General features: G+C 65.7%; 13 protein-coding genes. 5 read left to right on the top strand and 8 right to left on the bottom strand.

Translation table 11 applies throughout. The features are described from left to right. Positions 1-23: 23 nt before the first annotated feature. From V2L18_RS01890 to V2L18_RS01880, 3 genes are all read right to left on the bottom strand, one after another. Entirely contained in the window at positions 24-302 is a 279-nt protein-coding gene (locus V2L18_RS01890) for a HigA family addiction module antitoxin (RefSeq protein WP_336176372.1), read from the bottom strand. Positions 303-325: 23 nt separating this feature from the next. Continuing rightward, the gene (locus V2L18_RS01885; RefSeq protein WP_336176075.1) at positions 326-529 is read right to left on the bottom strand and encodes a type II toxin-antitoxin system RelE/ParE family toxin; all 204 of its coding nucleotides are present in this window, start codon (positions 527-529) and stop codon (positions 326-328) included. A 127-nt stretch (positions 530-656) separates the two neighbouring features. Then, a complete protein-coding gene (locus V2L18_RS01880; RefSeq protein WP_336176074.1) occupies positions 657-4,172 on the bottom strand; it encodes an indolepyruvate ferredoxin oxidoreductase family protein in 3,516 nt (1,171 codons plus the stop codon). Positions 4,173-4,445: 273 nt separating this feature from the next. On the opposite strand from V2L18_RS01880, the gene V2L18_RS01875 reads away from it, so the two are divergent. Then, positions 4,446-4,925 carry an Lrp/AsnC family transcriptional regulator gene (locus V2L18_RS01875; protein ID WP_107989562.1) on the top strand — a complete coding sequence of 160 codons (480 nt, stop codon included), beginning with the start codon at positions 4,446-4,448 and terminating at the stop codon, positions 4,923-4,925. A gap of 129 nt (positions 4,926-5,054) precedes the next feature. Here V2L18_RS01875 and V2L18_RS01870 read toward each other — a convergent pair whose 3' ends face one another. Together V2L18_RS01870 and V2L18_RS01865 are read right to left on the bottom strand one after the other, a co-directional pair. Then, entirely contained in the window at positions 5,055-6,443 is a 1,389-nt protein-coding gene (locus V2L18_RS01870) for a methyl-accepting chemotaxis protein (RefSeq protein ID WP_336176070.1), read from the bottom strand. A gap of 268 nt (positions 6,444-6,711) precedes the next feature. Continuing rightward, positions 6,712-8,094, bottom strand: a complete 1,383-nt coding sequence (locus tag V2L18_RS01865; RefSeq protein WP_336176068.1) for a methyl-accepting chemotaxis protein — start codon at positions 8,092-8,094, stop codon at positions 6,712-6,714. 402 nt (positions 8,095-8,496) lie between these two features. Here V2L18_RS01865 and purL point away from each other — a divergent pair, with 402 nt between their 5' ends. The 4 genes from purL (at position 8,497) to V2L18_RS01845 (ending at position 12,502) form a co-directional block, all read left to right on the top strand. Next, on the top strand, positions 8,497-10,725 hold the full coding sequence (gene purL / locus V2L18_RS01860; RefSeq protein ID WP_336176067.1) for a phosphoribosylformylglycinamidine synthase subunit PurL: 2,229 nt from the start codon (positions 8,497-8,499) through the stop codon (positions 10,723-10,725). A gap of 104 nt (positions 10,726-10,829) precedes the next feature. Then, entirely contained in the window at positions 10,830-11,063 is a 234-nt protein-coding gene (locus V2L18_RS01855) for a BolA family transcriptional regulator (RefSeq protein ID WP_336176066.1), read from the top strand. Between the two features lie 154 nt (positions 11,064-11,217). Then, positions 11,218-11,556: a Grx4 family monothiol glutaredoxin gene (gene grxD / locus V2L18_RS01850; protein WP_336176064.1), complete on the top strand. Its 339-nt coding sequence runs from the start codon at positions 11,218-11,220 to the stop codon at positions 11,554-11,556. Between the two features lie 661 nt (positions 11,557-12,217). Further along, positions 12,218-12,502, top strand: a complete 285-nt coding sequence (locus tag V2L18_RS01845) for a hypothetical protein (RefSeq protein WP_336176062.1) — start codon at positions 12,218-12,220, stop codon at positions 12,500-12,502. Between the two features lie 323 nt (positions 12,503-12,825). On the opposite strand, the gene ttcA is transcribed toward V2L18_RS01845, so the two are convergent. From ttcA to V2L18_RS01830, 3 genes are all read right to left on the bottom strand, one after another. Continuing rightward, complete coding sequence (ttcA, locus tag V2L18_RS01840; protein WP_336176060.1) at positions 12,826-13,797, bottom strand: tRNA 2-thiocytidine(32) synthetase TtcA; 972 nt, start codon at positions 13,795-13,797, stop codon at positions 12,826-12,828. A gap of 82 nt (positions 13,798-13,879) precedes the next feature. After that, positions 13,880-15,229 (bottom strand): GGDEF domain-containing protein, encoded by a 1,350-nt coding sequence (locus V2L18_RS01835; RefSeq protein ID WP_336176059.1) that lies wholly within the window; start codon positions 15,227-15,229, stop codon positions 13,880-13,882. Then, positions 15,205-16,461 carry an ABC transporter substrate-binding protein gene (locus V2L18_RS01830; RefSeq protein ID WP_336176057.1) on the bottom strand — a complete coding sequence of 419 codons (1,257 nt, stop codon included), beginning with the start codon at positions 16,459-16,461 and terminating at the stop codon, positions 15,205-15,207. Before V2L18_RS01830 ends, V2L18_RS01835 begins: the two co-directional genes overlap by 25 nt. Positions 16,462-17,076: the final 615 nt, after the last annotated feature.

Raw genomic sequence — 17,076 nt, 5'->3', positions numbered from 1 at the left:
AACCACGCGGCGGCCGAGGACGGTCAGTTCGTTTCAAAAGGCTCGACCTTGATCTCGTCGGCACGCTCGCGCATCTCAAAGGCATCATGCCAGGCCTGCATGTTGAGCAACGTCTCCATCCCGATGCCGAACGCCTTTTCGATCCGCAATGCCATCTCTGGCGTGAGCGATACCTTCTGATGAATGAGATCAGAGAGCGTGGCCCTGCGCACACCAAGCACTGCCGCCGCTTTCGTGACGGACAGACCGTGTGGTTCCAGGATTTCCTCGCGCACCAAAGCCCCCGGATGCGGCGGTCTCATGCCGATCTTCGTAGGCGCCACGTTCAATGGTAGTCCTCCAGATCAAGGCGTTCGATGCGGCCGCCGTCCAGCTCAAAGGTAAGCCGCCAGTTTCCCGAAACCGATATGCTCCACGTCCCGGCCCGCTCGCCCGCAAGCTGATGAATTCGCCAGCCAGGCGGCCCGCGCAGATCATCCATCGATGGCGCGGATATCAAAGCTGCGAGAACATTCCGGATGCGATTCAATTGATCGGCCCGGATGCCGCGCGCGTCGTCATCCTCGATCAGTCACCGCAATCCACGGTGGCTGACACTGCCGATCTCCATCGGGCAGACAATGTACGGTATGACCGTACATTGTCAAACAGTCCCTCTACTCCGCCGCTTCCAGATACGCGGTGCGCGATCCCTCGCCGCGTGCCATCGGGCCCTTGCCGTCCAGACGCTTCAGCAAAAGCGCGCGCTTTTCCGCGGCCTTGGCCATGTTGTCGTCCTTCACCGGGCCGTAGCCGCGGATCTGGTCGGGCACGCGGGCAAGCTCCACCAGAAGGCCGTAATTGCCGCTCTCGATGCGCTTCAAAATCAGTTCCACGTCGCGCACGTATTCCTCGCGCAACGCGAACTCCGCCTTGCGCTCGGCCGTACGGGCAAACGGATCGAGGAACGTGCCACGAACCCGCTTCAGCCCCGCAAGCATGCGGAACGCCTTGAAGATCCACGGGCCATAGGCGGTCTTCTTCGCACGGCCCGTCGCCGGGTCGAGACGCGAGAACAACGGCGGGGCGAGCACCACCTTCAGCTTCTTCGGATCGGCGAAGGTGTTGCGGAGCTTTTCCTCAAATTCCGGCTCGGCGTAAAGCCGGGCGACCTCGTACTCGTCCTTGATCGCCATGACCTTGTAGAGGTTTTCCGCAACGGTGCGCGACAGCCGCATGGCGCCGATGCCGCGCGCGGTATCGGCCGCCACCACCCGCTCCATCAACTGCGTGAAGCGGTTCGCGTAAGCCTGATCCTGATAGCGCTCAAGCTCGCCGGCGAGGAACGCGATGCGCGTCTCAAGGTCCATTTCCTCCGGCACATCCTCCTTCGGCAGGCCGGCAAGGATCGCGTCCGCATCGTGCGCCAGCACGCGGCCGGCCTGGAAGGCGCGCAGGTTCTGCTTCACCGCCGCCCCGTTCAGCCGGATCGCCGTGTCGATGGCCTCGAAGGTGAGCGGCAGCGTGCCCGACTGCCACGCCATGCCGACCAGCATCATGTTGGTGTAGATCGCATCGCCCAGAAGCTTCTCGGCAATGCCGGCGACGTCGCGCGCGGTCACACCGCGCGAGGCTTTCTTGAGCGTCGCCATCATCCGCGCCTCATCAAAGGAGAGCGTCTGCTTCATGACGAACTCGGCCGTCGGCGCCACGCGCGCATTGGCGAAGACGCGGGCCTTGTCCGGGTTCATCAGCGTCAGCACCTCCGAGCCGCAGGAAACCACCATGTCGGAGGCGAGCAGCACGTCGAGCGTCGCGGTCGGCACACGCGGGCCCTCCACCGGACGATCCCGGCCGGAGAAGCGCACATGCGAGGTCACCGGCCCCCCCTTCTGGGCAAGGCCGGTCATGTCGAGCGTGGAGGCGTTGATGCCGTCCACATGCGCCGCCATGGCGAGCACGGCGGCCACCGTTGTCACGCCCATGCCGCCGATGCCGGCGATCAGCATGTTGACGGTGTCGTCAAGCCCGGCGGGCTGAACCTCGGGAAGCTTCGCCACCAGCGCATCGAGATCGACGCTGCCGCCGTCGCTCTTCTTCAGTTCAGCCCCCTCGACCCACACGAAGGACGGGCAGAAGCCCTTCACGCAGGAATAATCCTTGTTGCAGCTCGACTGGTTGATGCGGCGCTTTTCGCCGAAATCGGTCGCCACCGGCTCCACCGACAGGCAGTTCGACTGCACCGAGCAGTCGCCGCAGCCCTCGCACACCCGGTCGTTGATGAAGAGCCGCTTGTCGGGATCCTCGTAGAGCCCCTTCTTGCGGCGACGGCGCTTTTCGGCAGCACAGGTCTGGTCGTAGATTATCGCGGAAACGCCGGGATACGCCGCCAGATCGTCCTGCACGCCCATCAGCTCGGCGCGGTCGTGCACCGGCACGCCGGGGGCGAGATCCCTGCGGCCCTCGTAAAGCTCCGGCCGTTCGGAAACGACGACGATGCGCCCCACACCTTCGGCCGCCAGCTGTCGGGTGATGGTGGGAACGTTGAGCGGACCGTCATGGGTCTGCCCGCCGGTCATCGCCACCGCGTCGTTGAAGAGGATCTTGTAGGTCGCATTGACCTTCGCCGCGACCGCCTGACGGATCGCCAGAATGCCGGAATGGAAATAGGTGCCATCGCCCAGATTGACGAAGACGTGCTTGTCCTTCGCGAACGGCGCCTGGCCGACCCAGGGCACGCCCTCGCCGCCCATGGCGATCTGGCCCTCGGTGGTGCGCTCGTTGATCTCGGTCATCGCATGACAGCCGATGCCCGGCATGACGCGCGCGCCCTCCGGCACCTTGGTGGAGGTGGAATGCGGGCAGCCCGAACAGAAATAGGGCGAGCGCACCGCATCTTCCGCGTTCTCCGCCGCCCACTGCGCCTGACGCGCCATGGAAGCGGCCACATCGCGCATCTCGTCGGTGACATGGGACTGCGGCAGGAAGGCCAGCAGGCCGACGACGAGATCGGCGGCGGAAAGCTCCAGCACGTCGGGCAGGAAGGGATCGCCGTCCGGCGTCTTCTTGCCCCATACGGGCGGGCGACGGTCGGCCGGCCAGTTGTAGAAGATTTCCTTGATCTGCGGTTCGATGAAGGCGCGCTTGTGCTCCACGACGAGCAGGCGGTCGATGCCGCGGGCGAACTTGGCAAGGGCCACCGGCTCCAGCGGCCACGGCACGGCGACCTTGTAGATCGCAAGCCCCATGGCCTTGGCGCGCGCCTCGTCGATGCCCAGAAGCTGCAAGGCCTGACGCAGGTCGCGATAGGCCTTGCCGGTCGCGACCAGCCCGATGCGCGGATATTCCGCGCCAAAGCGGATGCCGTCGAGCCCGTTCGCCCGCACATAGGCCTGGGCTGCCGGAATGCGCGCATCGCGCATCACGCGCTCGATTTCGAGGCGGTATTTCAGCAGAAGCGGCTTGTGCCGGTCGCCCAGATCATGGCCTTCGAGGATCGGCGGATGGATGAAGCGCAGGCGGTCGTCGTCGACGGAAACGATGCCCGAGGCATCCATCGTGTCGGCAAGGCAGATCATGCCGGACCACAAGCCTGAGTAGCGCGACATTTCAAGCCCGTGCAGGCCGTAGTCGAGCACGTCCTGGATATCGGCCGGGTTGAAGACCGGGATTTCCGCGTGCTGGAAGAAGAACTCGCTCTGCGCGGGAATGATGGAGGACTTGGCGAGGTGATCGTCGCCGGCCAGCGCAAGCACGCCGCCGTTGGGATCGGTGCCCGAGGCACTTGCCTGACGCAGTGCGTCGCCGGCCCGGTCCACGCCCGGCGCCTTGCCGTACCAGATGCCGAAGACGCCGTCCTTGGTCGAGCCCTGGCCGTGCATCGTGACCTTCTGCGTGCCCCACACGGCGGTGGCGCCCAGTTCCTCGTTGACGCCGGGCTGGAAGACGATGTCGTAGTCCTTCAGAAGGCGTCCGGCGCGCTCGATCTCCTTGTCGTAGCCAGCCAGCGGCGAGCCGCGATAGCCGGAAATGAAGCCGCCCGTATCGAGACCGGCGGCCCGGTCGAGGCGGCCACGGTCGAGCGCGACGCGCACAAGCGCCTGAATCCCGCTCAGGTAGACCCGGCCGTCAGACGACACATACTTGTCGTCGAGGCTCACGGGTCCGAAGACAGAACCAGTCAAGGCATTCATGTAGTATCCCTCCCGAGAGAGCCCCGGAACGGCACGCGGCCATCGGGCCGCACGGCGCTCCGTCTCTTTCAAAATGAGCGACGTCTTGGCTGTCCAACGTTTCAACCTGCAAACAGGTTGCCGTTACGGAGCGGCCTCCCGTATCCCAACCGCCCGTGCACCGCGAAGACGTGGCAAACTCAGGGTGAAGATTAGTCCTTTAGACTTACAATTTCTGTGCTATTCTGACCGCAATAACACCATTCCAGGCAAGACTGTTTCGGCAACAACGGCATGAGCGAAAAAAAGCTTCTCGATCCATCGGACATTCGCGTCCTGCAGATTCTCCAGCGCGACGCCTCCCAATCCATCGCAGATATCGCGCGTGAGGCGGGCATGAGCCAGACGCCCTGCTGGCGCCGCATCAAGAAACTGAAGGACAGCGGCATCATCCGCCAGATCGCGGCCGTCGTCGACCGTGAAGCGGTGGGGCTGAACTTCGTGTCCTACGCCTTCGTCAAGCTGGCGCTGCCCAGCCGCGACAACATGGAGGAGTTCGACCGGCTGGTGAACCACTGGCCGGAGGTGGTGACCTGCGAGCGCATCACCGGGGCGGTGGACTATCTGATCAAGGTCGTCACCGACGACATCAAGACCTACGACGATTTCCTCAGGCTCAAGCTTCTGGACAACACGCTCGTCTCCGACGTGCAGTCGCGCATCGTGGTCGCCACCGTGAAGGACACGGTGGCGTTGCCGTTGCGCGAAAGCTGAGGCAGGCGCGGGGGGCGGGGGCGTGCATGCCACAATCGGCAGTTGATCGTCCGGACGAAGCCGGGCGATGACGGTGGAGAGGCCGGACGGACAGAAGCGAGACGCCCGCGGCCTCTCGCCCGTCTGCATCTAGCCCCTCGGCTCCGCCTCGCGGTTCGCCTCGATAAGCGCATCGAGATGACGCATGATTTCCTGCGAGGCGGCATCCATCGCATCCTTTTCCTGCAGTGCGCCGGCACGGTCCCCCGCGCCGAAGAGGCGGGCCGCCTCGCATCCGTGCCTGTGGACGGCCTCGTGCGCCGCCGCAAGTTCCGGGAAGGCGGGATGGCGGCGCAGGCGATTGTCGTCGACCGCCCCGTACCAGGTACCGAACGCACAATGGCGGTGGTCGGCCAGCTTCGCGCGGTTGAGCACCTTGAGCCCGACCAGCATCTCCGCAAGCTCCTTCTTCCACAGCAAGTGGTCGGCCTTGGCCCGATGCAGATCGTAATTGGGCACGCCGCGCCTCTTCAGTTCCTCGAACTGGCGCGCGATGGCCTGCTCCGACATGCCCATGACATCGAGCACCTCCTTGGAGAATTCCGCGGTGCGTCCGGAGTGGATCGCGATGGACTGGGCCCCTTCGGAGATTTCCTGAACAGCCTCGCTCTGCTGGGACAGCACGGAGGCGATCTCGTTCATCCGCACGCCGTTTGTCGCCACATCGTCCATCACCCGAGAGATCTGACCGGCCGCATCCTCCGTCTGCTCGACACTGAGAGAGAGCAGATCCTGAACCTCGCGAACCGTGCCCAGCACCTCCGAGACATGCTCCCTCAGCCGTTCGATGCGGGCGCGGATGTCGTCGGTCGCCTTCTGCGTCTGGCCGGAAAGCACCTTCACCTCCGAGGCGACGACGGCGAAGCCCTTGCCGGCCTCGCCGGCGCGCGCCGCCTCGATGGTGGCGTTCAGCGCCAGCAGGTTCGTTTGCTGGGCAAGGCCGTCGATGGTGGCGACGAAAGCGCCGATCTGGTCGGCCGCGCTCGCCAGTTGCTCGGCAGAGGAAGACATGCGGCCGAAGGCGGTAACGATGTGCCGGCTCGCCTCGGCCGTCCCCTGCGTCGCCTCCGCGCCGCTGCGCATGCCGACCGAGACCGTTTCCATCGACATCGCCGCGTCCTTCGCGGTGGAGGCGATCTGGTCGATCGACGCGGTCAGTTCCTCCACCGCCGCCGCCATGCTCTGGGCGCGGACGTCGGTTTCACGGATCTCGCCGATGATCCGCCCCGTGGCGCTCATCGCCTCGCTCGACTGGATGGAATAATGGACGGTCTGCTCCAGGGTTTCCTCGTTGCGCCGGGCGAGCGCCGCGTCGAGATCCCGCATTGCGGGCACGAAGGCGGCCGGCAAGGCATCGAGCGCAGCCGGCCGCCCGCCCCTGGCCAGAACCGACAGCGCACCGAGCAGTGCCCCCTCTCCCTGAGCAGACACATCGACAGCCACAGGCTCCTCGCGAACGCTGTTATGACGTTTGAACATAACGATTATTCCACTAAGACATTGATAACTAAATATATTTTAGAGTTACAACTGGCATCCGGCGGAATGTGACAAATCGCTCCCGACGTCTTCCGGGCCGATATCGCCGGCCGTGGCGAGCGGGTTGCGCAGACACCGTGCGGGATGGCTTGCCCCGGTTTCGCCGGACAATCCATCCCGCACCAAATGGCCCGCAACCCGAGCGCCCTCTGGGCGAATGCGGGAACCGGAGACGGGCGCCGAGCCTGGAAAAACAGGGCCCTCAGGTTCAGCCGTTGCTCGCCTCGATGAGGAGATCGAGCTGGCGCAGGACGTCCGTCGAGGCAGCAGCCATGGCGTCCGCGGCCTTCTGTGCGCCCTCCTGGTCGCCCGAGGCATACAGGCGCGCCGCCTCTCGGCCGCACCGGTGGACCGCCTCATGCACCGGAAGAAGCGCGGCAAACGCGGGGTGACGGCGGACCTCCGGGTCTTTCACCATGTCGTACCAGTGGCCGAGATCGCAATGATGATGATCGGCCAGCTCCTCGCTCTTCAGCGACGAGCGCCCGACCAGCAGGTCCGCAAGACGTTTCTTCCACATCAGATGATCGGCCTTGGCCTTGTGCAGCACGTAGTTCGGGATGCTGCGCCTCGCCAGATCAGCGAACTGGTCCACGATGTTCTTTTCCGACCGCCCCACCGCCTCGATGACCTCCTCGGAGAACCGGGCCGACAGCCCCGCATGGCCGGCGATACGCTGCGCGCCTTCGGAAATCTCCTGAACCGCCTCGCTCTGCTGCGACAGCACCGACGCGATCTCGTTCATGCGCGTGCCGTTTTCCGCCACATCAGCCAGAACGCCGGAGATCCGGCCCGCCGCATCCTCCGACTGCTCCACGCTGTGTCCGACCAGATCCTGCACCTCGTGGACCGTGCCGAGCATCTCCTGCACATGTTCGGAAAGCCGCTCGATGCGCGTGCGGATGTCGTCGGTCGCCTTCTGCGTCTGGCCCGACAGCACCTTCACCTCCGCCGCCACGACGGCGAACCCCTTGCCGGCCTCCCCCGCCCGCGCCGCCTCGATGGTGGCGTTGAGCGCCAGAAGGTTTGTCTGCTGGGCGAGCCCGTCGATGGTGGCGACGAAGGTGCCGATCTGTTCGGCGGCGGCGGCCAGGTGGTCCGCAGACGCGGTCATGCGCGAGAACGCCTCGCCGATGCGCCGGCTCGCATCCGCCGTCTCCCGCGTCGCCTCCGCCCCGCTTTTCATGCCGAGCGCGACCGCATCCATGGACTGCGCGACCCCTTGCGCGGTGGAGGCGATCTGGTCGATGGAGGCCGTCAGTTCCTCCACCGCCGCCGCCATGCTCTGGGCGCGGTTGTCGGTCTCCCGGATCTCGCCGGTGATCCGCGCCGTGGCGGCCATCGCCTCGCTGGCCTGAATGGAATACTGGACCGTCTGCTCAAGGATCTGCTCGTCGCGCAGGGCAATGGCGCGCTTAAGCCCCCTGACGGCCGCCGCGATGGTGTCGGGCAGCGCGTCGGCCGCCTCCGGCTCGCGCCCCTCCGCCAGCGCCGCAAGCGCGGAACTCAGCGCCGCCGTCTCCTGCGCCCTCGCCTCCCCCAACCGGATCTGGATATCGCCCTCGGGTTCGCCGCGATGATGTTTGAACACGTCACACTCTCCAGCAACTTATTGAATTTATGTATAAATTCAGAGACGAGAACCAACGCGGGGAGAATGTGACAAATCGCGCGCGCGCTGTTCGTCCGGGCACTATCTGGCGCCTTGGTTAGCAAACGGCGCCGGGGGTCTTAGTGTTTTTGCTAAGGTCGTCAGCAATTTGCGAAAGAGGAAGGCGCGCGGGGGAAAATCCGGCAGGCAAGGACCGTCACGCGGACCGCCTCTGAGCGCCGCGACGCCGCACCGCCGTCCCCCGGCGCCGTTCGCCTTTCCCCTCCCCTTCGCGCCCGCAATCTGCTATTGGGCAGCCACGACCCTGGCCTGACCCGCCAGCCTCCCCCAGACGACCCAGAAGACGAACCCGCAGACGAACCGCCGGACGCCCCAGATCCCATGATTCCCAACACCATCGCCATCACCCCCGAGCTCATCGCCGCCCACGGCCTGAAGCCGGACGAATACGACCGGATCCTGGCGCTGATCGGCCGCGAGCCGACCTTCACCGAGCTCGGCATCTTTTCCGCCATGTGGAACGAGCACTGCTCGTACAAATCCTCCAAGAAATGGCTGAAGACGCTGCCGACCAAGGGGCCGCGCGTGCTTCAGGGGCCGGGCGAGAACGCGGGCGTGGTGGATATCGGCGACGGGCAGACCGTGGTCTTCAAGATGGAGAGCCACAACCACCCCTCCTATATCGAGCCCTATCAGGGCGCTGCGACAGGCGTCGGCGGCATCCTGCGCGATGTCTTCACCATGGGCGCACGTCCCGTGGCGGCGATGAACGCGCTGCGCTTCGGCGCCCCCGATCACCCGCGCACGAAGCATCTGGTTTCCGGCGTGGTGGCCGGTGTCGGCGGCTACGGCAATTCCTTCGGCGTGCCGACGGTGGGTGGCGAAGTCGAGTTCGACGCCGCCTATAACGGCAACTGCCTCGTCAACGCGTTCGCCGCCGGCCTTGCGGATGCCGACAAGATCTTCCTGTCGGAGGCCAAGGGCGTCGGGCTGCCGGTCGTCTATCTCGGCGCCAAGACGGGGCGCGACGGCGTCGGCGGCGCGACCATGGCGTCGGCCGAATTCGACGAGACCATCGAGGAAAAGCGCCCGACCGTGCAGGTCGGCGATCCTTTCACCGAGAAGTGCCTGCTGGAGGCCTGCCTTGAGCTGATGGCCTCCGGCGCGGTTATCGCCATCCAGGACATGGGGGCTGCGGGGCTGACCTGTTCGGCCGTGGAGATGGGCGCCAAGGGCGATCTCGGCATCGACCTCGATCTCGATCTGGTGCCGGTGCGCGAGGAGCGCATGACGGCCTACGAGATGATGCTCTCGGAAAGCCAGGAGCGCATGCTCATGGTGCTGGCGCCGGAAAAGGCGGCCGAGGCGGAAGCGATCTTCAGGAAGTGGGGCCTCGACTTCGCGGTCGTGGGCCGAACCACCGACACGCTGCGCTTCATCGTCAAGCACCAGGGCGAGGTCGTCGCCGATCTGCCGATCAAGGAACTGGGCGACGAGGCCCCGGAATACGACCGGCCGTGGAACGAGCCGGTGCCGGAGCCGATGCTGGCGGCCGCCGATGTCGCCGAGCCGGAGGACTATGCCGCCGCGCTGTCGGCGCTGGTCGGTTCAGCCAACGGTTCCTCGCGGCGCTGGGTTTACGAGCAGTACGACACGCTCGTTCAGGGCAACTCGCTGGCGACGCCCGGCGGCGACGCCGGCGTCATCCGCGTCATCGATTCAAACGGCGAGCCGACCACCAAGGGCCTCGCCTTCTCCGTCGACGTCAACCCACACTACTGCAAGGCCGATCCGGTGCAGGGCGGCCGGCAGGCGGTGGCGGAATGCTGGCGGAATCTGACGGCGGTGGGCGCCGAACCGCTGGCGGCGACCGACAACCTCAATTTCGGCAATCCGGAAAAGCCGGAGATCATGGGCCAGCTGGTCGCCTGCATTCGCGGCATCGGCGAGGCCTGCGAGGCCCTCGACATGCCAATCGTCTCCGGCAACGTCTCGCTCTACAACGAGACCTTCGGCGAGGCGATCCTGCCCACGCCCGCGATCGGCGGCGTCGGCCTTCTGCCCGACGTGGAAAAGCGCGTGGGGGCGGCCTTTGCCAATGACGGCGACATCGTCGCGGTGATCGGCGGCGAGGGCTCGCATCTGGGCCAGTCCGCCTATCTGCGCGACGTGGTGGGCAAGATCGAGGGCGCCGCTCCGCCGGTCGATCTGGCGCTTGAGAAGAAGAACGGCGACTTCGTGCGCGCCCTCATCCGCGACGGCGCGCTGACGGCCTGTCACGACCTCTCCTCCGGCGGCCTTGCCGTGGCGCTCGCCGAGATGGCAATTTCCGGCGACAAGGGCGCGACGATCGAGATGGGTGAAAGCGCGACGCCGATGCATGCGCGGCTCTTCGGCGAGGACCAGGCGCGCTACCTCGTTACCTTTACGGCGGACGCGGCCGATACGCTGGAAAGCCGGGCCAGGCAGGCCGGAATTTCGTTCGTACGACTTGGAACCGTGGGCGGCGGCGATTTGACAGTGAAGGATATCCTCTCCATATCCGTTGCAAATCTGCGTAAAGCCCACGAGAATTGGTTCCCGCGTTACATGGACGGCCGCGAGGGCTGAAGGCCCCGAAAAGGCTCACGAGCCCGAACGAACGAACCTTTCGCGACGGCCGGGGCGGCTGCCGCGGGTTCGTGCCGGAAACAAGCTTGAGGAGACGAGTTCAGATGGCGATGGATGCGCGCGAAATCGAATCGATGATCAAGGCTGCGCTTCCCGATGCCCGGATCGAAATTCGCGATCTGGCCGGCGACGGCGAGCATTATGCGGCGACCGTCGTTTCCGAGAGCTTCCGCGGCAAGAGCCGCGTGCAGCAGCACCAGCTCGTTTACCAGGCCCTGCAGGGAAACATGGGCGGACAATTGCACGCCCTGGCGCTGCAAACCTCCGCCCCCGAATGAGACACGACGACGACTGAAGAAGAGGCGCCGGCGAAGGCGCCTGGGAGAAGAAGCGGGGCCAAGCCCGAAGGCGGTCCCACGAAATCAGGCGATCGGACACAGATCACGATTCGCCGGACCTTTACTCCGGCAGAAACGGAAGGACAGGACAACGATGAGCGGTATCCAGGACTGGATTGCGAACGAGGTGAAGACCAACGACGTGGTGCTCTTCATGAAGGGCACGCCGGCCTTTCCGCAGTGCGGGTTTTCCGGCCAGGTGGTGCAGATCCTCGACTATCTCGGCGTGACCTACAAGGGCATCAACGTGCTTGAGGACGCCGACCTGCGCCAGGGCATCAAGGATTATTCCAGCTGGCCGACCATTCCGCAGCTCTATGTGAAGGGCGAGTTCGTCGGCGGCTGCGATATCGTGCGCGAGATGTTCCAGGCGCAGGAGCTTCAGCAGGTCTTCACCGACAAGGGCATCGCGACGGGCCAGGCCGCCGAATAGGCGCTCCGCCGCAAGCCGCACCGCTTGCGCGACATGCAAGATTATTTCAAAGGGCCGGGTCCGAGTGACCGGCCCTTTTCATTTCGTGGCCCGCCCCGCTCGTTTCCCCCGGCAGTGCGGGCTTGGACCGGACAGACGCGTTGCGGCGAAAGGATGACGTAAATGTGACCGGCGCGGAGCCGCAGCGCGATCACGCATTCCCCCGGACTGTTTTCAGTGCTCCGCCTGCGTTAATCTTTCATTAAGCAAGAAAGAACACGGGTCTCGATCAGGAAAGGCGGCAAGGCCCCATGCTCTTTCGGCGCAATTGGAAGAATTTGCCTGTTTTTTCAGGCGAAATAGTGGGAGAGTGACGGAAAGACGGTGATCCCGGCAAAGCCGGCTGCCCCCCGGGAATCCCTGTCGGGCTTGTCCAGTGCCGCAAGAATCGCCAAGCATGAATGCAGGATGAATGGCGGTTTCAGGCTTCGTGCAAGGTTGGGATGGCACGGTCTTGCCGAGAAATCGCCGGATTGGCGAGAGGATTGGCACAACGCCGCGAAGTCGCGGGCGTTTGGCATTGCGGACAGATTGCGGACAGGGTGCGCAGGTCTGTCTCCTGCGGGCCGCCATGACACGAAAAAGGCCATACCGGCCGCCCTAAGCTCGGGGGAGCTTGACGATGAAACGCATATCCGCCGGCCTTTTCTGCCTGATGGCCCTTGCCGTCTACGCGATCGCCCAGCCGGGAAGCGTCGAGATGCGCCGGGTGGAATGCGCCAAGCTCATTGTCTACACGCCGATCAAGGACACCTCCGACGATCAGGTCTGCTCGGGCTTCGGCGGCGTCGTCGCCGACCACGCGAACGATCGCGAAAGCATGACGATCCTCGTCAAGGGCCTCAAGCTCGGCTCAGACGACGGCCTCAAGCTCGCCGCCCTGCCGGACGCCAACAAGAAGCAGTAGGCGCTTCACAGCGGGGGAGCCCGGGATCACCCGGATCCGGACCGTTTCAGGAGTGGACTCACGGAGAATGCGGGCCTTTCCGCTGCGGCCCATCCTTCGAGACGCCCGCTGACACGTGCTCCTCAGGATGACGTTGTGTGTGTTGGTGGTTTTGAAGAAGCCCTCAACCCGGCAACGTCATCCTGAGGAGACCCGAAGGGTCGTCTCGAAGGATGGGCGCCTTGCCCGGTCCAACCATGGATTGTCCCGACCGGGTGGATGACAACAAAGGGATCTCGCAAAAGAGAGCCGCCAAGGCGCCCCCGTTCACGCGTTCCCTCGCCTCAGCCCAGAAGCTTCGCCGTCATCGCCAGGGCCGCGCCGCAATCGCCGTCGGCGCCTTCGCTATCTGCCTTGCCCGCACCGGGTGCGAGCCCTGCGAAGTCGTAAAGGGCCGTATCGAGAAGATGGCTCGGGCGCGTGTTCGCCAACGCGCGGAACATCACCTGCGTGCGGCCGGGCTGCTCGCGCTCCCATCCCGCCATCATCTCCTTGATCTTCTGACGCTGCAGGCCGTCCTGCGAGCCGCAGAGATCGCACGGGATGATGGGGAATTGCAGCGCGTTGGAAAACCGCGCGAGATCGGCCTCCGCGCAACCCGCAAGCGGGCGCAGCACGGTGAGGTCGCCGTCCTCGTTCAGGAGTTTCGGCGGCATGGCGGCAAGGCGCCCGCCGTAGAAGAGATTGAGCAGGAAAGTCTCCACGATATCTTCGCGGTGATGGCCGAGGACGATGGCCTCGCAGCCCTGCTCGCGCGCGATGCGGTAGAGATGGCCGCGTCTGAGGCGCGAGCACAGGGAGCAGTAGGTCTGCCCCGCCCCGATCTTTTCCGTGACGATGGAATAGGTGTCGCGCCGCTCGATCACGTGCGGCACGCCGTGACGCTCCAGAAACTCCGGCAGGATGTGGGCCGGAAAGCCCGGCTGGGCCTGATCGAGATTGCAGGCGATGAGATCGACCGGCAGAAGACCGCGCCAGCGGAGATCGCAAAGGATCGCCAGCAGCGCGTAGGAATCCTTGCCGCCCGACAGGCACACGAGCCACTTCGCCCGCCGCTGACCGCCCGGAGCGACCATGGCGTAATCCGTCATGGTCTGGCGCACCTCGCGCAGGAGCCGCTTGCGCAGCTTGCGGAAGTTCGTGCTGGAGGGGGCCGCGGCAAAGAGCGGATGGTCGCCGCCCGTGAAGGCGTCGTCCTCGGCCTCCGCCGGCAGGGCCGCGTCAGCGGGATCGTCGATGAGATCGGGTGCGTCCATGGCCGGGCTTATACCGTGGTTTGCGGCGCGACGGAAGCGAGGCAGGCGCTGTGCGCACGGCGTTCCGGCGCGAAGGCGGGCCCTACCCGGCCAGCCCCTCCTCCGCGACCGTGGCGGCACGCCCGGGGCGACGAAGGATCGGCTGTTCGGTGCCGACGTGGTCCCGACCGGGCCCGCCGGCATCGGCGGCATGGTCAGCCGGCCAGTCCTGCGCGAACTTCTTTATGTCGTACATCGCCGCGTCGGCCTTGATCATCAGGGAGGCGAGCGAATAGTCGTCGTTCGAGGCCACGAAGCCGATGGAGCCGACCGGCCGCAGGCGGTGCCCCTCCACGAGAAGCTCGCCGGCGATCTCGCGATCGAGGTGGAGGGCGAGATCGGGCGCCGTGGCCGCCACGTCCTCGCCTGTGACCATGACGACGAACTCGTCGCCGGAAAGCCGGGCGGTGATGGCGCCGGGCGGCGCGTTGGCCTCGATGCGCCGCCCGACGTTGCGCAGCACCTCGTCGCCGACCGCATGGCCGAACGTGTCGTTGATGGTCTTGAAGCGGTTGAGGTCGATGAACAGCATCGCCACCCCGGCGCGGGCGGCGCGCGCCTGCAGCAGCACCGCCGTCGCCTCCTCCTCAAAGCCCGCGCGGTTGCGCAGGCCCGTCAGACTGTCCTCGCTGGCGGCGCGGCGCAGTCGCGAGTTGATCTCCAGCAGCGCCTGCTCGTCGCGGTCGAGGCGGGCCTGCATGGCGTTGAAGCCGGCGATGACGGTGCCGAACTCGCCGTCGACGCGCAGATTGACCCGATGGCGCGTGCCCTCATGTCGCGTGCGCGTAATGGCGCCGGCCAGATGCTGGAGCGGCATGATCACGTTGGTCTGCGCCAGCCGGCTGGTGATGACCAGCGCGACGATGGTGGTCGCCAGCGTCAAGAGCAGGCTGTGCAGGCCGATCAGCAGCGTCACCGCACGCACCTCGCGGTTGGAATAGGCCACATGCAGCGTGCCGACGGTGACGACCGAATTCGCCTTGCTGTGCATGATCGGCATTTCAACGACGCCGGCGATCTCCGCCTTGTTCGTACGCCCGGCACGGGCCACCTCAAAGCCCGTATCGTCCGTGACCCAGGTCGCCTCGATGGAGCCGGAACGGGGGAAATCGGCGAGCAGCGAGCGGACGTGGTCGAACTCGAAATCGTGCACCGGCTTGGCGATGGCGAAGACGAGCGACTGGATCGCGTCCTCGCGCGCGGCCGCCACCGTGCGCTCCGCCTGCCCGAGGCCCCACAGCGAGGCGGCGCCGGCCACCAGCAGGTTGACCGCGACGATCCACGGAATGAGCGTCGTGTAGAACCGGAACGCGAAGCTTGCGCGCCGGCGCGCACGCAGCCAGATCACGGGGCGCAGGGCCCTGGCGCTCAGTGCGCGGAGGTCAGGGCGCATGGGTCTGGACACTCTTGTTGAGAGAACGCGGACTTGGGGAAGACGGGATCCTCGCCGGCGATGGCCGCGCCCAGTGCCCCGAGACTGAAATCGTAGGACGCGGGGTCGCCGTCGCGCCCGAGACGAAACCGCGAGAAGTCTATCTCGTCGAAGGCACCGCGCTCGATGATACCGCCGATTGCGGCGCGAAAGGCCGCGACGTTGGTCGCATCGACCGGGTGCATGTGGAAGGCGATCGTCGGCTCGGCGCCCGGCAGGTGCAAGCCGTCGAAATAGTCCATGAGCACCACCATGGCCCATGCGCCGGCAAAGAAATGACCGCCGTCGCTCGTCAGCAGCGCACCTTGCGAGATCGCGCCGAGCGCCTCCGGCGACCAGTTGAGCCCGACGACGCCGACATCGGCACCGGGCGCGAACCCGTTCTCGCGCAGCGCCCGGATCGCGCCGAGCGCCATCGGATCGTTCGCCGCCCACACGCCGACCGGGCGGCGCGCGCCCCGGCGCGCATAGCGCTTGAGAACCCGGTCCACAAGATCGTGCGCCTTGCCGGCATCCCAGTCCGCCACCAGCGCATGATCGAGGCTCAGTCCGAACGTGCCGGCGGCCAGCACGTCGGCGAGCCCGCCGTTGCGCTCAATGGAAGCCGGCGTGACGGTGTCGCCGTAAAGGGCGATCACCGGACGCTCGCCCGTGCCGTCGCCCGCCGTCAGCGCCTGCGCGTCCGCAAACCGGCCGAGCGCTTCGGCCATGCGCCGGCCGGCGCCGCGATTGTCGGGCACGATGGCGCCGAGCCAGTTGCGGTAGCGCTCGCCCGGCTCGCCGCTTGCCTGCCGGTCTTCGCCGATCACGTCGTTCAGCAGCATCAGGACCTTGATGCCCTGCGCATCCGCCGCCGCCAGAAGATCGACGCTCGCCTGTTCCTCGTTGACGAGCACCAGCGCGTCGGGTTTGTGTGAGCCGAGAATGGTGGCCAGCGCGAGCTGCTTCATGCGCACCCGGTTGCGCTCGGCGGTGTCGATGATGAGGTCGATGCCGAACTGGTCGGCCGCCGCCTGCATGGTCTTGGAGACCAGCGTCCAGAAGACCTCGCCGGTCATGCCCGGGTTGACGAAGACCACCCGCGGCCGCGGCGGCTGCGCGGCAACAACCGGGCGCGCCGGGGCCGACGCTCCCGCCGCAACGGCGAAGGCGATCAAAAGGCCGGACAACACCCGCTTGCCGGGTAACGCCATCACTCCCATACCCCCGGGTTGCTCCGGCATCCGTGTGGTCGTGGATGCCGGATCTGCAAAACTCCGTTACGTAAACTAGCGCATAATGAATTAAACCTTCGTCAATTGGGACATAGACAGCAATCAGGAGCCCTCCCCGGGCCGTATATCGCTGCAGTTTCGACTTGCATGAATTATGCCGAAGCGTCTTCTTCTTCTTTATTCATTATTTTCAACAGACAACGCGAAGCAGGCGGCCTCCGGCACGGAAAGGACGCCACGCGATGCGCAAGATCTGCCCGCAAACGAGGCAAAACGTGCATTCTGTAAGAATACTTACAACGGGATGAAAAGCCGGGCGTGCCGAGCGCCATCGCGTCCAGGAGCCGTTCGCGGTAGGACGGATGTCGCGCATCTTGCGCTGTGGCCCTTCCTTCGAGACGGCGTCTGCGACGGCTCCTCAGTGACAGGCCCGGAAATGGCCGCTGGTTCTTCGCCGCGAATTTCACGCCCTTTCATACCTCTCCATCGTCATCACCCGGTGCCCGCGAAAGCGGGTGCCGGGTGATGACGGCGGAGGGGCATGTGGGGGAACGGTCGAAAGTGCACAGCCCGATACCATTTCCAGGCCAGACT

The organism is Breoghania sp. JC706 (assembly GCF_037026715.1).
In the GTDB taxonomy this organism is placed as follows: domain Bacteria; phylum Pseudomonadota; class Alphaproteobacteria; order Rhizobiales; family Stappiaceae; genus Breoghania.
The sequence above is the reverse complement of the archived record's forward strand: the minus strand, read 5'-3'. Positions and strand labels throughout refer to the sequence as shown.